The following is a 15,446-nucleotide window of genomic DNA, read 5'->3' as shown; positions in this document are numbered from 1 at the left end:
TGAAAGTCATAGCATCGGAGATGCTATTCATGCGGACGTGTCGCGTACGCGAGTACCTTGAGGATGTCGGTGACCTCCTGCCGCACTTCCTCGGGAGTACGGTCCGAATTGTCGGCGAGAGTAGTCAGATAGGGCTCGTACGGGTCCCATGTCGCGCCGATCAACGCGATCAATGCAGCGACGACCCGAGAGTCGAAATCGGTGCGCGCGGGTGGAGGCACCGGATTTCTCCACAGCGATTCCACCTGATTGCGATATCCGCGCGATCGGATGTCACTTCTGAACAGTCGCTCCGGCGTTGCGCCTTCGCAGATCGACCACATCAACATCCGACCGAATTGGCCCGAATCGACGTTGGCGCCGAAGGAGTTGTCGATCGCCGCGTAGACGTTGTCCTCCTCGGAGAGGGCCACTCCGGCGTACTCGACGAACAACTGCATCACGCTCGTGAGGAGGTTCTCCTTCGACTTGAAGAACCGATGAATCAGGCCGTAGGTAACACCGGCCTCGGCGGCGACCTCGCGAAGCGTGACTTTCGCCGGGCCCTTGCGAGCGAAGAGGTCTGCAGCGGCCATGAGGATTGCATGCCGCGGGCCTGCGGAGTCGGCTCGTTGGGGGATCCACCCAGCCACCGGCTTGTCGAATTCTTTCCCTGATTCCTCAGGATCGGGGCCTACCGGCGCCGCCGGATCGTCCGGTGCCGAGTCCTCCTCGTCGGACGCCACACTGTCGGCTGCCCGAAAACTACTCGCCAGCCCGAGTGCGACCTTCCTCGTCTCGGCGCCCCTCAGTAACTCCACCGGCGTGACGCCCCGATCCGGATCAGGTGTATTCGACCAGCGCGCGATCGCCTTGGGGTCGTACTCCCCGTCCGCGAATGCCGCGAGGAACTCCTCGACCTCCGGACGCGGGTGGCAGGTCTGCGGATCGAACTGCCACGCCGGAAAGAGCGTCGTCCCCTTACCGCGATAGCCGAGCAACTTCCGATTACGCACCCTCTTGTTGATTGCCTGGCGACTGATGCCCAGAAATTGGGCAACGCGGGACGTGGTCCACAGGTCGCCCTCAGCGATTCCGCGGTCGAGGTCGTTGTTCATTGTGGCACCATCCTGCCATGCTACGGAGCCACCGGTGCAGCGACCGCGAGCCCGATCTACCGACCGCGAGATCGAACTCGAGCGGAATGTCCACGGTCCAGCCCGGAGGCTTCGGGCTACCGAAGTCACCGGTGATGCTGGGCAGCAACGGTACTCGCGATATCCTCTCGACACCGCAGGCCATTCCTGTGTCGATCACACCCGCCGCTCCTGCAAACCGGCGTGCAGCCCGGACAACGCCCCACCGCGTCGGCCTACAGGAGACCTCGCCGCATCGACAATCACTGGGTTACCCATTGCAGTTCTCTTCGCAGTACACCGGTCCGAATGCTCTCTTGGTATCGCGAAAGCTGCGCTCTTACTGCTCCGGTCTCATTGGGTGGCAGCGACGACCGCAGCAACCATCTCGTCGACCGCGCGGCGGCAATCGTTGCGGTCGTAGCCGAGCAGCGCGGTCTCGTCCGCATCCGGCTCGTACGCAAGGGTGTTGCCGCGTCCCTGAACGATCGCGGCGTCCGACAGCAAGGGGTGCGATTCGTCCTTCACCGCGATCTCACGGTTCCCGCCGGCAGCGTCGACCATCATCTGGAAGAAGCTCTGGTAGGTGAGGTTCTCATCGCCGATGAGGTAGGCCTTTCCGGATTCACCGTGATGCACGGCGCCGCGGATGGCCTGAGCGAGGGAACGGGCAGACAGGTAGTTGGTGCCTCCGGGCGGCGCGAAATCAGGGATCTGCGGCTCGTTGCCTGCGGCCCACGACACCATTTTCCGGTAGCGCTTGGTCGAGGCGCCCGGTACGACACCGAGGATCGACGGCGGATTGAGCGTGCAGACGTTGAACGACTCATCGGCGAGCGCACGGGCGCCCTCGTCGGCTGCCTTGCGGGCTGCGACATACGGGTTGGTCTCGGCAATATCCGGCCGCACCTGGTGGTAGTAACTTCCGACCTGCACGAACCGCCCGACGCCCGCGTCCTTCGCCAGTTGAGCGAAACGTGGCACACCGACACTTTGGGTGGTCTCCCAGAATTTCAACTCGTCGTCGTCCTCGCGTGGCTTGTGTCGCGGATCCTGGCCGGCAGCGAAGACGACGGCCTCGAAACCGGACAATTGTTCGCGGGTGAAGGTCGGCACCGTGTAATCACCGGTCAGCAGCGGAAAATCGGCGACGAGCGAGTCGTCGGGAAGTGGACCGCGTCCCGCGACCGTGACGTCGTCGCCGTGTTCGCGCAGTTCGAGTGCGGCGTGGGCGCCGATCATGCCGGTGCCGCCGACAACCAGAATTTTCATGATGCTGTCTCTTTCGGATCGTGGATCAGGGATTGCGGGGACGGTTGGTCCAGCCGCCGGAGTTGCGGGGCACCCATCCACCGGACGAATGCGTACCGCCGTCGACGTGGATGGTGCCTCCGGTGACGAACCCGGACAGGTCGGAGGCGAGGAACAGCGCAACACCCGCGACGTCCTCGGGCTGCCCGGGACCGCCGAGCGGCGACCAGTTCGGCCACAGCGGCAGGTCTTCCTCGGGCACGAGCGTCGCGTAGGGAACCTGCACGGACTCGATGAGGTCCGGGGCGATCGCGTTGACCCGGATGCCGGCTGGGCCGACCTCGGCCGACAGCGAGCGGGTGAATTGCGTCAACGCAGCGTTGTAGGCGGAGTACACGGTGTGGCCTGGAATCGCACGGTGGGCTTCGACGGTGGTCAGGTTGATGATCGACCCGTGGCCACGTTCGATCATGCCCGGTAGTAGCGCATGGGTCAGTCGCAGGATGTGCGCGAAGTTGATGTCGTGCAGCTCGTCCCACAGCGACGGCGAGTTGGTGGTGAATGCGTGCGGTGGCTGCAGATAGTGGCCGACGTTGTTGACCAGCACGTCCGGCCGGTGCTCGACGAGTTCGGGCGGACACGATCCCTCACACACATCCCACTCGACGGCGGTGATCTCCCCGCCCGCCGCGGTGTCGAACTCGAGCGAACCGACCGGCTCGATGTCCGCAACGAGCACATCGGCGCCGTGGGCGGCGAACGACCTCGCGATCGCAGCGCCGATGCCCGCGGCACCGCCGGTCACGACAGCTCGACGACCCGCCAGCATCGCGTCCGGAGTCATACATGAGGGATTCGGCATGGACGGAGTACACCGCACTTCGCGTCAGGAAGGACAGCTCCGATTCCGGTAAGCGGAAGAATCACCTCTACGCACTCGACGGTGTGTTAACCATGTTCAGGAATGAGGAAGGGAGAGCCGGATGGAGGGACCTACGGGAACTCTGCAGCGTGCAGCCGTGATCCTCGACGTGTTCGAGGGCGCGGACCGCCTGAATCTGTCGCAGATCGTCGCGGCCACCGGGCTCCCGCGCACCTCGGTGCACCGCGCACTCGAACAGCTCGTTGCACTCCGCTGGGTGTATCGCGAGGGCATGAACTACCAGCTGGGAATGCGAATGATCGAGCTCGGCGCGGCGGCTGCACAGCAGAATGCCCTGCGTCGCGCAGCTCTGCCCAGCCTGCGCCAGTTGCATCGGACGACCGGATGCGTCGTCCACCTCGCAGTGCGGGACGGGTCCGAGGCGGTTTATCTCGAGAAGGTCGGTGGCGAGGCGGTCCCGCTGGTTCGGTCACGCGTCGGCGACCGGCTCCCCATAACTTCGTCGACGATCGGCAAGGCATTGCTGGCTCTCGGCGATCCCACCGAGGTGGACTGCCCCGAACTCACGAGAGTGCGTGAACTTCGTCTGGCCTACGACCCGGAACGCTGTGTGAAGGGCTTCAGCTGCGTCGCCGTGCCTATCGGAAAGATCGGCGGAACCGAGGCCGCAGCCCTGTCGGTGTTCGGTCCGGCCGACCGCGTTCGGGACAAACGAATGATGTCATCCGCGCAGACCGCAGCCGCCGAGACCTGGCGCCGCCTCGCTGCAGAGAACCTCGTTTCGAAATACTGAAATTCCTATCGCAATAGTGCGGGAATTGGGCGTAAGGTCCCCGATCACGAAAGTGATGCCGGACATCCCCTGAACGGGAGGCCTTACGCGGTGCCCGAATCGACAACACCACTCGACGTCGACGCCTTACGCACGAAGTACAGACACGAACGAGATCGACGCACCCGTCGTGACGGCAACGCGCAGTACCGGCGCGCAGCGGGCAAGTTCGGCTACTACATGCACGACCCGTACACCGAACGTGTCGAGCGCGACCCGCTGACCGACCGCGTCGAGGTACTCGTCATCGGTGGCGGGTTCGGCGGCCTTCTGGCCGGTGCTCGCTTGCGCGAGGCCGGGTTCGAATCCATCCGCATGATGGACGAGGCCGGCGATTTCGGCGGCACCTGGTACTGGAACCGCTATCCCGGTATCCACTGCGACATCGAGTCGTACGTGTACATGCCTTTGTTGGAAGAGTTCGGGTACATCCCGAAATGGCGGTACGCCCCCGGCGAGGAGATCCGGCAGCACGCGGTTGCCATCGCCGAGCACTACAGCCTCTATCGCGATGCGGTCTTCCACACCCGGGCGACCGACTTCACGTGGGACGAAGACGCCGTCGAGTGGACGGTGCGCACCAACCGCAGCGACACCATCCGCGCCCGCTACGTCATCGCATCCTCGGGGACACTCACCCAAGCGAAACTGCCCGGCATTCCCGGTATCGAAGATTTCCGCGGTCACACCTTCCACACCAGCCGTTGGGACTACTCGTACACCGGTGGCGGTCCCAACGGCGGGCTGACCGGGCTCGCGAACAAGCGCGTCGCGGTGGTCGGCACCGGCGCGACCGGCCTCCAGATCGTTCCGCACGTCGCCGAAGGCGCAGAGCATCTGTTCGTGATGCAGCGGACCCCGTCGACCGTGGACGTACGCGACAACCGCCCGACCGATCCCGCGTGGGTGGCCACACTGCAACCCGGTTGGCAACGCGAGCGGATGGACAACTTTCTGGCCATCATCTCCGGGGAGGACACCGCCGAGGACCTCGTCCAGGACGGGTGGACCGCAAACGCCCGCCTTCAACGCAAGATGATGACCGGCGCACTGGATACCTCCCTCGACCCCACCGAGCGCGAACGTCGCGACGAGCTGGCCGACTTCGTGACGATGAACAAGATGCGCGCCCGCATCAGGAACGTCGTCGACGATCCGGCAACCGCGGAAGCGCTCGAGCCCTGGTACCGGTACATGTGTAAGCGCCCCGGTTTCAGCGACCTGTATCTGCCGACGTTCAACCGGCCGAACGTGACGCTCGTGGACACAGCGGACCACGGCGGAATCACCCGGATGACCGAGAACGCAGTCGTGGTGGGCGAGGCGCACTACGAAGTCGACTGCGTCATCTTCGCCACCGGATTCGAAGTCGGGATCTCGGGCGTACTGTCCGGCACGCTACCGGTCCATGGGCGAAACGGGAGGACGCTGCTCGAAACGTGGGCGCAGGGTCCGCGCACATTGCACGGCTTCTACACCCACGGCTTCCCCAACCTGTTCCACTTGGCGTCGATTCAGAATGGGAACTCGGTCAACATCTCTCACGTGCTGCAGGATCAGGCGACCCACATCGCAGCGGTCATCGCGATGGCCGACAAGACCGGTGCGAAGTGGGTGGAGCCGACGGCGGAGGCGGAGCAAGGGTGGTGCGAGACGATCGCCGAGAACGCGGTCGACAATTCGGCGTTCCTGACCGAGTGCACGCCGGGCTATTACAACGGGGAAGGGACGCGCACGACATCATCGTCGTACGCGCCCGGCCCTGTCGCATTTCATCGTGTGATCTCGCGGTGGCGCGAGGGCGATATGAGCGATGTCCTCGTCCCCGCGACCGACGACGAGGTCAGTCCTTCGGGCCACCGGCAACGTAGATGACCTGACCCGACACGAAGCCTGCGCCTTCGGACGCGAGGAACGAAGCGGTGTGGGCGATGTCCTCGGGCTCACCGACACGTGCGACGGGGATCTGCGAGGCGGCCGCTGCCTTGTAATCCTCGAACGACGCACCGACGCGCTCGGCGGTCGCGGCGGTCATCTCGGTTGCGATGAAGCCCGGGGCGATCGCGTTTGCGGTGACACCGAACTTGCCCAGCTCGACGGCGAGGGTCTTGGTGAAGCCCTGTATGCCTGCCTTGGCGGCCGAGTAGTTGACCTGGCCGCGGTTGCCCTGCGCCGACGTGCTCGACAGATTGACGATGCGGCCGAACTTGTTGTCCACCATGTACTTCTGGGTGGCGCGCGACATGAGGAAAGCGCCACGCAGGTGAACGCTCATGACGGCGTCCCAGTCTTCGACCGTCATCTTGAACAGCAGGTTGTCGCGCGTGATGCCCGCGTTGTTGATCAGCACGGTGGGTTCGCCCAGCTCCTCGGCGACCTTCTCGACAGCAGCGGCGACGGAGGCTTCGTCTGCGACGTTGGCGCCCACGGCGAGGGCCTTACCGCCGGCGGCCTCGATGGCGGAGACGGTGTCGGCGCACGACGCGGCGTCCAGGTCGAGGACGGCGACCTGCATGCCGTCGGCGGCCAGACGCTTGGCGACTGCAGCACCGATACCGCGTGCGGCTCCGGTGACGATGGCGGTGCGGACTGTTGAGCTCACTGCAAACCTCCGTGAAGTGATGCGGTCAATTGATGGTGAGGCCACCATCGACCACGATGGTCTGGCCGGTGACATACCCGGCCGCCTCGGACACCAGCCACACTGCGGTGGCGGCGATTTCTTCCGGATCGCCGGTGCGACCCAGAACGATGCGCGGCTTCATGCTGTCGAGGTAGCCGGGCAGGTACTCGTCCGTCATCTCGGTTTCGAAGAAGCCCGGTGCGATCGCGTTGACGCGGATTCCCTTCCTGGCGCCCCACTGTTGAGCGAGGTCGCGGGTGAGGCCGATGATCGCGGCTTTGCTCGACGCATAGGCGGCCTGCGGCAGGCGCGCGGTGGTCAGGCCGAGCACCGAGGAGATGTTGAGGATCGAGCTACCGGGCTGCATGACACGGCCGGCCGCTTGCGCCGCCCAGTACGATCCGTTCAGGTTGATGTCGATGACCCGCCGGAATTCATCGGGGGTTTCCTTGGTGGCAGGCACCGCGGTGCCGATACCTGCGTTGTTGATGAGGACGTCGACCTTGCCGAGCTGCTCGACGGCCACGTCGACCATGCGCTGCGCCTGCTCGGGATCGGCGATGTCGGTCTCGACCGTAACGGCGCGTCGTCCCGCGGCGCGGACGAGTTCTGCGGTCTGTTCGAGCCGGTCGGCGCGGCGCGCCGCGAGAACGACATCGGCGCCCGCTTCGGCGAGAGCTTGTGCGAATGCGACGCCGAGACCGGACGATGCGCCGGTGACGATCGCAACGCGGCCGTCGAGGCGGAACCTGTCGAGTACGGACATGCAGTGATCTCCTCGTGTGACGGGGCCTACGTATGTATAGCCCAAGTGAAGTCCGATGACAAAGGCAAAACACAGTTGAAACGCGTTAGGCCGCATGCCTTTTCAGACATGCGGCCTAACGGTGACTTAGCCCGAACCTATGTGTGGATCAGTTCAGGCGCTCGAGCACCATCGCCATACCCTGGCCGCCGCCGACACACATGGTCTCGACGCCGAACTGCTTGTCCTGGGTACGGAGGTTGTTGAGAAGCGTATTCGTGATCCGCGCTCCCGTCATGCCGAACGGGTGGCCGAGCGCAATCGCACCGCCGGAGACGTTGAGCTTGTCCTCGTCGATCCCGAGCTCACGAGCCGATCCGAGCACCTGCACCGCGAACGCCTCGTTGATCTCGAACAGATCGATATCGGAGACGCCCATGCCGGCAATTGCGAGAGCCTTCTTGGTGGCCTCGATCGGACCGAGGCCCATGATCTCGGGAGACAGGCCCGATACACCGGTCGACACGATCCGGGCGAGCGGCGTCAGGCCCAGCGCCTTGGCCTTGGTGTCGGACATGATCACCAGCGCCGCAGCACCGTCGTTGAGCGGGCACGCGTTGCCTGCGGTGACGGTGCCGTCGGGACGGAACACCGGCTTGAGCTGGCTGACGGCCTCGTAGGTGGTGCCGGGTCGCGGCCCGTCGTCGGTGGACACCACGGTGCCGTCGGCGAGCGTGACCGGGGTGATCTCCCGCTCGAAGAAGCCCGACTTGATGGCTTCCTCGGCGCGGTTGTGTGAGCGCACACCCCAGCGGTCCTGGTCTTCACGGGAGATGCCGGTGAAGGAGGCGACGTTCTCCGCGGTCTGGCCCATCGCGAGGTACACGTCGGGGATCAGGCCTTCTGCACGCGGATCGGTCCACGCCGTGCCACCCTCGGCGAGCTTGGCGCTGCGCGCCTGTGCGTCGTCGAAGAGCGGGTTCTTCGTGTCGGGCAGGCCATCGGCGTTGCCGGTGACGAAGCTCGACACGGACTCGACACCTGCGGAGATGAACACGTCACCCTCGCCCGCCTTGATCGCGTGCAGCGCCATCCGGGTGGTCTGCAGCGACGACGAGCAGTACCGGTTGACGGTGACGCCGGGCAGGAAGTCGTAACCGAGCTGGACTGCGACGACGCGAGCGATGTTGAAGCCCGACTGGCCGGCGGGCTGACCACAGCCGAGCATGATGTCGTCGATCTCGGTGGGGTCGAGCTCGGGGACCTTCGCCAGCGCGGCGGCCACCATCTGCGTCGCCAGATCGTCCGGGCGGACCGTCTTGAGCGAGCCCTTCATTGCGCGCCCGATGGGCGAGCGGACGGCGGATACGATCACAGCTTCGGGCATGACATGCTCCTCGTTGGTTGTCGTTACCGGGCTACAGGCCCAGGTCGCGGCCGATCAGTTCCTTCATGATCTCGTTGGTCCCCGCCCAGATCTTCGTCACGCGAGCGTCCTTCCAAGCGCGGGCCACACGATATTCGTTCATGAAACCGTAGCCGCCGTGGATCTGCACGCACGCATCCAATACCTCTGACTGGGATTGTGCACTCCACCACTTCGCCTTCGCGGCATCCACCGCAGTCAGCTCGCCGTCGGCGTGGGCCTCGACAGCCTGGTCGACGTAGGCCTCCGCGACCTCGATCTTCGTCACGAGCTCGGCAAGCAGGAATTTGTTGTACTGCATCGTGCCGATGGCCTTGCCGAACGCCTTACGTTCCTTCGCGTACTCGATGGTCTCGAGCAGGATCTGCTTGGCGTGATGCACGTTGTTGACCGCGGAGCCGAGCCGTTCCTGCGGCAGCAGTTTCATCATCGAGATGAAACCCATGCCTTCTTCGCCGAGCATGTTGGCCTGCGGGACGCGCACGTTCTCGAAGAACAGTTCTGCGGTGTCGGCCTCGGGCTGACCGACCTTGTCGAGCTTGCGACCGTTTTCGAAGCCCTCCATCCCACGCTCGACGACGAGCAGCGAGATGCCCTTCGCACCCTTGCTCGGATCGGTGCGGGCGGCCACGACAACGAGATCGCAGTTGTAACCGTTGGTGATGAAGGTCTTCGCGCCGTTGAGGATCCAGTCGTCACCGTCGCGCACCGCAGTCGTCTTGAGGTTCGCGAGGTCGGAACCGCCCGACGGCTCCGTCATGCCGATCGCGCAGATGAGTTCACCGGTCGCGCACTTGGGCAGCCAGCGTTCGCGCTGCTCGTCGTTACCGAGATGAACGATGTACGGGACGGTGATGTCGGAGTGGATGCCGATCGACGACGACAACGCCATGTTCGCGCGCGCCATCTCCTCGGCGACGACCGCGTTGAACCGGTAGTCGCCGGCTTCGCTGCCGCCGAAGCGCTCGGGGATCTCGAGCCCGAGGATGCCGGCCTTACCTGCCTCGATCCAGATGTCGCGCGGGATCTCGTGCCGCTCGATGAGCTCCTCAGCGCGGGAGAGTACGAACCGATTCACGAACTCGCGAACGGACTCGCGGAACGCCTCGTGGTCGGGGCCGTACAGGGTGCGTCGCATTCAACTGCTCCTCATAGATAAGCGCTCGCTTAGATTCTGAGCGCTCGCTTATTAAACGTCGCTGTGGTTTGCTTGTCAACCACAGATGAAAGGAGGCCGGACCCACCGTGAGCGCACCCGAGAACACCGTGATCAGTAGCTCCAAGGCCGCCGCGCGCATGCGGGAGGCCGCGATCGAGGCGTTCGCGGAGAACGGCTACGGCAGCACCACTACTCGGCAGATCGCTGCGCGCCTCGGCATGAGCCCGGCCGCGATGTACCCGCACTACCGGTCGAAAGAAGAGCTTCTCTACGCCATCGCATACGAGGGCCACGACCTTGCACTACGGGTCGTGCGCGACGCCGACCTCCCCGACGCCGACCCCATCACGCGTCTCATCTCGATCATTCGACGCTTCGTGGAGTGGCAAGCCCAGAACCATCGACGCGCCCGCGTCATCCAGTACGAGCTGACCGCGCTCGAACCCGACCACTATCGCGTCATCACCGGCCTGCGGCGCGACACCACCAAGGTGGTCCGCGACGTCGTCGACCTCGGCATCGAGTCGGGCCAGTTCACGGTGCCCGACGCCGAGGGCGTCACCCTCGCACTCATGTCGCTGTGCGTCGACATCTGCCGCTGGTACCCGTCCGGTCGCTACAACGAACCCGACACCCTCAGCACGCTCTACGGCGACCTCTCATTACGACTGGTCGGGGCGGTTCACTGACCTCCGGTCGCGGCGTGCAGCAGACCCACGACAGACAATCAGCGCAAAAGCCGACCTCAGGGTGCTCATACACCCTGAGGTCGGCGAGATCGAGGTCGGCTCGGTCAGCGTCCGGCAGAGCAGGTGGAGTGCCCACCTTCGGCGCGATCCACCAGCGTCGACGCCGGTGTCCACACCCGACCGTGGACCTTCTCGAACTCACGAATCTTGCCCAGCACGACGTCGAGGCCCACCGTCTCTGCGTAGTGCATCGGGCCACCGCGGTGCTTGGGGAATCCGTAACCGTTGGTGTAGACGACGTCGATGTCGGATGCCCGCTGTGCGATACCTTCACCGAGCAACGCGGCACCTTCGTTGACCAGCGCGAGGATGCAGCGGTCGACGATTTCCTCGTCGGTGATGTTGCGGCGTTCGATACCGTCCTCTTCCGCGCATTTGCGAATGATCTCCTCGACGGCCGGGTCGGGAATCGGTGTACGACTGCCCTCTTCGTACTTGTAGTAACCGGACCCCGTCTTCTGACCGAAACGTCCTGCCTCGCAGAGGGTATCGGCTACACGTGAGTAACGCAGATCCTTCGGCCGGGTCGGGGCGAGCCGCTTGCGCGCGGCCCAGGAAATGTCGTTGCCCGCGAGGTCGGCCATGGCGAACGGCCCCATCGCGAGCCCGAATGCTTTCAACGCTGCATCCACCTGTTGCGGGGTCGCGCCTTCCTCGAGCAGGAAGTCGGCTTCGCGCCGGTACGGGGTGAGCATGCGGTTGCCGATGAATCCTTCGCAGACCTTCGCGAGCACCGGGACCTTGCCGATCGTCTGTGCCAACGCCATGGAAGTCACGACGACATCGTCGGCGGTGACGTCACCGCGCACGACCTCGACAAGCTTCATGACATGTGCCGGGCTGAAGAAGTGCAACCCGATCACGTCCTGCGGACGGGACGTGCTGCGCGCGATCTCGTCGAGATCGAGCCGGGACGTGTTCGACGCAAGAATCGCCCCGGCCTTGCACAGCTCGTCGAGTTTCCCGAACACCTCCTTCTTGACGCCCATGTCCTCGAAGACGGCTTCGATGACGAGATCTGCGTCGGAGGCCGCTGCGAAGTCGAGGTGCGGTTCGATCAGCGCCACACGCTCCTGCGCCTGCTCAGCGGTGATCTTCCCCTTGGACGCCGACGACTCGTAGTTCTTGCGAACGGTGTTGATCCCCCGGTCCAGCGCCTCGGAGCTCTGCTCGATCAACGCGACCGACAAGCCGCCGTTGGCAAACGCCATGGCGATGCCCGAGCCCATGGTGCCCGCGCCGATCACGGCGACGCGCTTGATCGGGCGCGGCGTCACCGAATCGGGAATGTCGGCGACCTTGGACGCGTCCGCGACAGCGGTGGCCAAGTACTGCTCGGCGGATTCCGGGCTGTCGGTAGAGGTGGGAGTACTCACGAGCCGCACTTCCTCTGAGGGTCGGGGCACAGGGTGCCGTGATCGGTGGTCACCCAATTGTCTGCCTGATGGGTGGACAGCCAATTGTGATACAGGTCCCAATGCCCCGCCACTTTCCACCCATTGTCCGGGTTACCACCGGTCGTGAGGCAACGGAAACCCGGACGACCGGGCGAAAGTTTCGCAGTGAAGGCACTCGCTCGGTCGCGTGCCCGGATCTGCGTTAATATCTGCCCGACCGGACGGATCGGGGGGATCCTTGGCAATGGCGTATCCACGTCTTCTCGGTGCCGCAAGGGTGGGGGCGGCACTCATCACCGCGGGCGTCATGCTCAGCGGCTGCACCGCGAGCGAGGCCACGGTGGCCGCAGCCGAAGACACAACGACAACCCCGACGACCCGCGCACCACGCCTCACCGACGAGTCGGGCCGGCCCGCCATCACCTTCGACCCGTGCCTCGACATCCCCAACGACGTCCTCGTCGAAGCCGGCTACGACCCGCGCACCGAAGACGTATCCGACTACCTGATGGATCAGTACACATTCATGGTGTGCTCCTACCGGGCACCGATGAATATTCCAGGGGTGATCCGCTCCTACGGGTTGGGCATCCTCTCCGGGAACGTCAGCATCGACGAGGAACTCGCCAAAGTCGGCGACATCGCCAGCGAAACAACCGTCAACGGACGCCGAGCCCTACTGAAGTACGACCCGAAACCGGACAATACCTGCGCCCTCACCGTGCAGACCGATTTCGGCATCGTCATCTTCAGCCGCCTCTACCATGCCGATCACACTCGCACGCTCACCTACGACGAGCGCTGCGGCGGGCTTGCCGACACCGTCGCGCTGTTGGAGCCGTTCATCGAGAACAATCCCGGAAAGAAGCCACAGTGAGCGAATTCGTCCGCCTCGAGCCGCACGTCATCGACGAGATCCTCGCCATCTGCGACACCGTGCTCAGAGAGCTAGACAAGGCATCGGACATCACGCGAAACCTCCGCGAAGCCCACGGATTCGGTGAGTTCGAATCCGCCAAACAACTCGCCGCCGGCTTCGCCCGCAAAGGCGCAGGCACACCCGAGTCAGCAAAAGAGCGCGTCGACCAGTTCATCGTTGCCTTCACCCAGTTACGCGACGCATTCGCCTCCGGTGGCGAAGCCTTTCTCGAGGCAGAGTTCGACTGGGTCCGCCAGCTCGCCTCCATCGAACAGGAGTTGTGACGATGTCCGACAACGACAATCCGATCAGCGAACTCCTCACCCCGCTACTGGGCACTGTGCCACCGGAGTCGGTCGCGCGTCGCCAAGCCCGCCACGACGAACTGGCAGGACGGGTCGGCGGCGGCGTCGATCCCGATTACATCGCGCAGTTCGAGAATTTCCACGGCATGGAGCACTCGGAGATCTATCAGCTCAGCCAGACGATCAGTCCACTCGCGATGTCCACACTCGCGAACGAATGGAGGGATCTCGGAACGGTATTCAGCTTCACGGTCGCCATGGCCACCGCGATGATCCGCGACAAGATCGCCCAGCATTGGGAAGGGGACGCTGCGGAAGCCGCATCGTCGGCGACGGAACTGTTCGGCACCTCTGCGCAGCGGCTGAGCGATGCGTCGCTCGCGGTGTCGCAGAAGCTCGACATCGCTTCGGATGTGGGTGCACGAGTGAAGTCGTCGGTCACTCCCCCGTCGATCTCTGCCCCGTTGCCGATGGACGTGCTCAGCCCCGTCGCAGCGGCAGATAGGGAGCGTCAGCAGGAGGCCGCACGGCAGCAGGCGATTCGCATCATGGAATCGCTCTACAAGCCGTACTACCGCGATTCCGGATCTGCGGTTCCCGTTCTACCTCCACCCCAGGACACCGCCGGCTCCGGCTCCGCAAGCGCGGTCACAGTGGGGTCCGGGAACCCCTCGGCAGCCGGCACCGGTGCCTCGTCGTCGTCCGACCGGCCCTGGCCGGCGAATGTTCAACAGCCCGGATCCACGGTGACCGCGAACGGCAACAATACGACCGACAGTTCAGAGACCGACAGTTCCCGAAATACTCAGCAGCACTCTGGCGGATCCGAGGCGTCAGGAGCACCGCAATCCGAATCGGCTCGCACCTCACCGACCTCGACGACCTCGACATCGACGCTTCCCGGCAACACAACCGCGCAACCGTATGGTTCGTCGGCTACCGGCGCCGGACTGCCCGGAAGCGGCGGCTACGGCAGTAGCGGCGGCGGTAGCGGTAGCGGTAGCGGCGTGACCGGAACTGGTGGTGGGGGTGGTTCTGCGCTCGGCCCCGGCGCTGTCGGTGGCGTCGGTGGCGTCGGTGCGGCCGCCGCCTCGGCACCTTCCGCCTCCCAGCAGGGAGCAGCCGCTGCCCGCTCCGGTTCGATGCGCCCGATGGGTATGTATCCCGGCATGATGTCCGGTCAACAGCGCGGCAACGACGAAGAACAGAGGGTCGCGAGTTATCTCGTCACCAACGATCACGGCAACGAACTGATCGGGTCGCTTCCCGACACCGCCCCGCCCGTCCTAGGAGTTGATCCGCTTTGACCTGGGTGGTCACGCCCGACCGTTTCCTGTCGCTCTGGACGACTGCGGGGAGCGACGAGTTCCCCTTTCCGCTGCGCTACCGATCGACCTCGGTGTGGGAGGACGAACACGACGCCGATCTGCGCGCCGCGCACGAGTGGCGGCGGGAACTGTCCGATCCACGACTCGAGCACGCGATCCGCATCCTGCACGCGGGTGAAGTCGCAGTCGAGGTCTACGGCAATGCAACCACCGGCGACATCCGAGTGCGCGGTGGAGCCGAGGGCGCATTCGCCGTCGTCGCACGCCAGCACGCCTCCGGCGACATCCAGATCATCCCGATCCGGTCGGACACACTCGTGCGCGCCGTCATCGCACAGATCCCGGATGCGCCATGCGGACGCGAGAAGGCTCGAGCAGCGTCGATGCGCGAACTCACCGAACCCAGCAGCACTACATCCGTGAGAGAGCAGATCGGCGACAATGAGCCGCGGGCGCTGCGCCGCCTCCTCCTCCGCGACCGTTCCGGTGCGGGCAGTATCCGGCTGCTCGCCCCGAATGCTCACGGCCGCTTCACGACCGAATCGGATATCGGTTGGTTCGATGTCGTCGACGACGGTCGTTACATGTTCATGCCGGGCGCAGACATGCGAGTGATGCCCGCTACCAACGACATTCTGTGCGACGAACTCACCCGTCGGATCGGCCGGGCGCGCACCCACCGAGGACAGGACGCACCGACCCCCTGGTGACGGG

15 protein-coding genes are annotated in these 15,446 nt (G+C 64.7%); 7 read left to right on the top strand and 8 right to left on the bottom strand.

Annotated elements, in window-relative coordinates:
* Positions 1 to 23 precede the first annotated feature (23 nt).
* From MWU77_RS13685 to MWU77_RS13675, 3 genes are all read right to left on the bottom strand, one after another.
* Positions 24 to 1,097, bottom strand: a complete 1,074-nt coding sequence (locus MWU77_RS13685; protein ID WP_247273958.1) for a TetR/AcrR family transcriptional regulator — start codon at positions 1,095 to 1,097, stop codon at positions 24 to 26.
* Between the two features lie 372 nt (positions 1,098 to 1,469).
* Positions 1,470 to 2,387: an NAD(P)-dependent oxidoreductase gene (locus MWU77_RS13680; protein WP_247273957.1), complete on the bottom strand. Its 918-nt coding sequence runs from the start codon at positions 2,385 to 2,387 to the stop codon at positions 1,470 to 1,472.
* A 25-nt stretch (positions 2,388 to 2,412) separates the two neighbouring features.
* On the bottom strand, positions 2,413 to 3,228 hold the full coding sequence (locus tag MWU77_RS13675) for an SDR family NAD(P)-dependent oxidoreductase (RefSeq protein ID WP_247273956.1): 816 nt from the start codon (positions 3,226 to 3,228) through the stop codon (positions 2,413 to 2,415).
* A 121-nt stretch (positions 3,229 to 3,349) separates the two neighbouring features.
* Between MWU77_RS13675 and MWU77_RS13670 the strand changes: the two genes are divergently transcribed.
* Together MWU77_RS13670 and MWU77_RS13665 are read left to right on the top strand one after the other, a co-directional pair.
* Complete coding sequence (locus MWU77_RS13670) at positions 3,350 to 4,042, top strand: IclR family transcriptional regulator (RefSeq protein ID WP_169689576.1); 693 nt, start codon at positions 3,350 to 3,352, stop codon at positions 4,040 to 4,042.
* 90 nt (positions 4,043 to 4,132) lie between these two features.
* The gene (locus MWU77_RS13665) at positions 4,133 to 5,956 is read left to right on the top strand and encodes an NAD(P)/FAD-dependent oxidoreductase (RefSeq protein ID WP_247273955.1); all 1,824 of its coding nucleotides are present in this window, start codon (positions 4,133 to 4,135) and stop codon (positions 5,954 to 5,956) included.
* Here MWU77_RS13665 and fabG read toward each other — a convergent pair.
* From fabG to MWU77_RS13645, 4 genes are all read right to left on the bottom strand, one after another.
* The gene (fabG, locus tag MWU77_RS13660; RefSeq protein ID WP_247273954.1) at positions 5,925 to 6,683 is read right to left on the bottom strand and encodes a 3-oxoacyl-ACP reductase FabG; all 759 of its coding nucleotides are present in this window, start codon (positions 6,681 to 6,683) and stop codon (positions 5,925 to 5,927) included. The genes MWU77_RS13665 and fabG overlap by 32 nt on opposite strands.
* A 25-nt stretch (positions 6,684 to 6,708) precedes the next feature.
* Positions 6,709 to 7,470, bottom strand: coding sequence for an SDR family NAD(P)-dependent oxidoreductase (locus MWU77_RS13655; protein WP_169689574.1), 762 nt, complete (start codon positions 7,468 to 7,470; stop codon positions 6,709 to 6,711).
* Positions 7,471 to 7,618: 148 nt separating this feature from the next.
* The gene (locus MWU77_RS13650) at positions 7,619 to 8,836 is read right to left on the bottom strand and encodes an acetyl-CoA C-acetyltransferase (protein WP_169689573.1); all 1,218 of its coding nucleotides are present in this window, start codon (positions 8,834 to 8,836) and stop codon (positions 7,619 to 7,621) included.
* A 31-nt stretch (positions 8,837 to 8,867) separates the two neighbouring features.
* The gene (locus MWU77_RS13645) at positions 8,868 to 10,013 is read right to left on the bottom strand and encodes an acyl-CoA dehydrogenase family protein (RefSeq protein ID WP_169689572.1); all 1,146 of its coding nucleotides are present in this window, start codon (positions 10,011 to 10,013) and stop codon (positions 8,868 to 8,870) included.
* Between the two features lie 158 nt (positions 10,014 to 10,171).
* Between MWU77_RS13645 and MWU77_RS13640 the strand changes: the two genes are divergently transcribed.
* The gene (locus MWU77_RS13640; RefSeq protein WP_247274127.1) at positions 10,172 to 10,723 is read left to right on the top strand and encodes a TetR/AcrR family transcriptional regulator; all 552 of its coding nucleotides are present in this window, start codon (positions 10,172 to 10,174) and stop codon (positions 10,721 to 10,723) included.
* A gap of 104 nt (positions 10,724 to 10,827) precedes the next feature.
* Here the strand turns inward: MWU77_RS13640 and MWU77_RS13635 are convergent, their stop codons facing one another.
* Positions 10,828 to 12,159: a 3-hydroxyacyl-CoA dehydrogenase gene (locus MWU77_RS13635; RefSeq protein WP_247273953.1), complete on the bottom strand. Its 1,332-nt coding sequence runs from the start codon at positions 12,157 to 12,159 to the stop codon at positions 10,828 to 10,830.
* A 265-nt stretch (positions 12,160 to 12,424) separates the two neighbouring features.
* Between MWU77_RS13635 and MWU77_RS13630 the strand changes: the two genes are divergently transcribed.
* From MWU77_RS13630 to MWU77_RS13615, 4 genes are read left to right on the top strand one after another with little or no spacing between them, the layout of a single operon-like run.
* Positions 12,425 to 13,057 carry a DUF3558 domain-containing protein gene (locus tag MWU77_RS13630; protein WP_247273952.1) on the top strand — a complete coding sequence of 211 codons (633 nt, stop codon included), beginning with the start codon at positions 12,425 to 12,427 and terminating at the stop codon, positions 13,055 to 13,057.
* Positions 13,054 to 13,383, top strand: coding sequence for a hypothetical protein (locus MWU77_RS13625; protein ID WP_247273951.1), 330 nt, complete (start codon positions 13,054 to 13,056; stop codon positions 13,381 to 13,383). The genes MWU77_RS13630 and MWU77_RS13625 overlap by 4 nt, the downstream gene beginning before the upstream one ends.
* Positions 13,384 to 13,385: 2 nt before the next feature.
* Positions 13,386 to 14,711, top strand: coding sequence for a hypothetical protein (locus MWU77_RS13620; protein ID WP_247273950.1), 1,326 nt, complete (start codon positions 13,386 to 13,388; stop codon positions 14,709 to 14,711).
* Positions 14,712 to 14,716: 5 nt separating this feature from the next.
* Entirely contained in the window at positions 14,717 to 15,442 is a 726-nt protein-coding gene (locus MWU77_RS13615) for an ESX secretion-associated protein EspG (RefSeq protein ID WP_247274126.1), read from the top strand.
* The last annotated feature ends 4 nt before the right edge of the window (positions 15,443 to 15,446 follow it).

Source organism: Rhodococcus sp. F64268 (assembly GCF_023015605.1).
Lineage (GTDB): Bacteria > Actinomycetota > Actinomycetes > Mycobacteriales > Mycobacteriaceae > Rhodococcus.
This window is presented reverse-complemented; position numbering and strand designations above follow the sequence as displayed.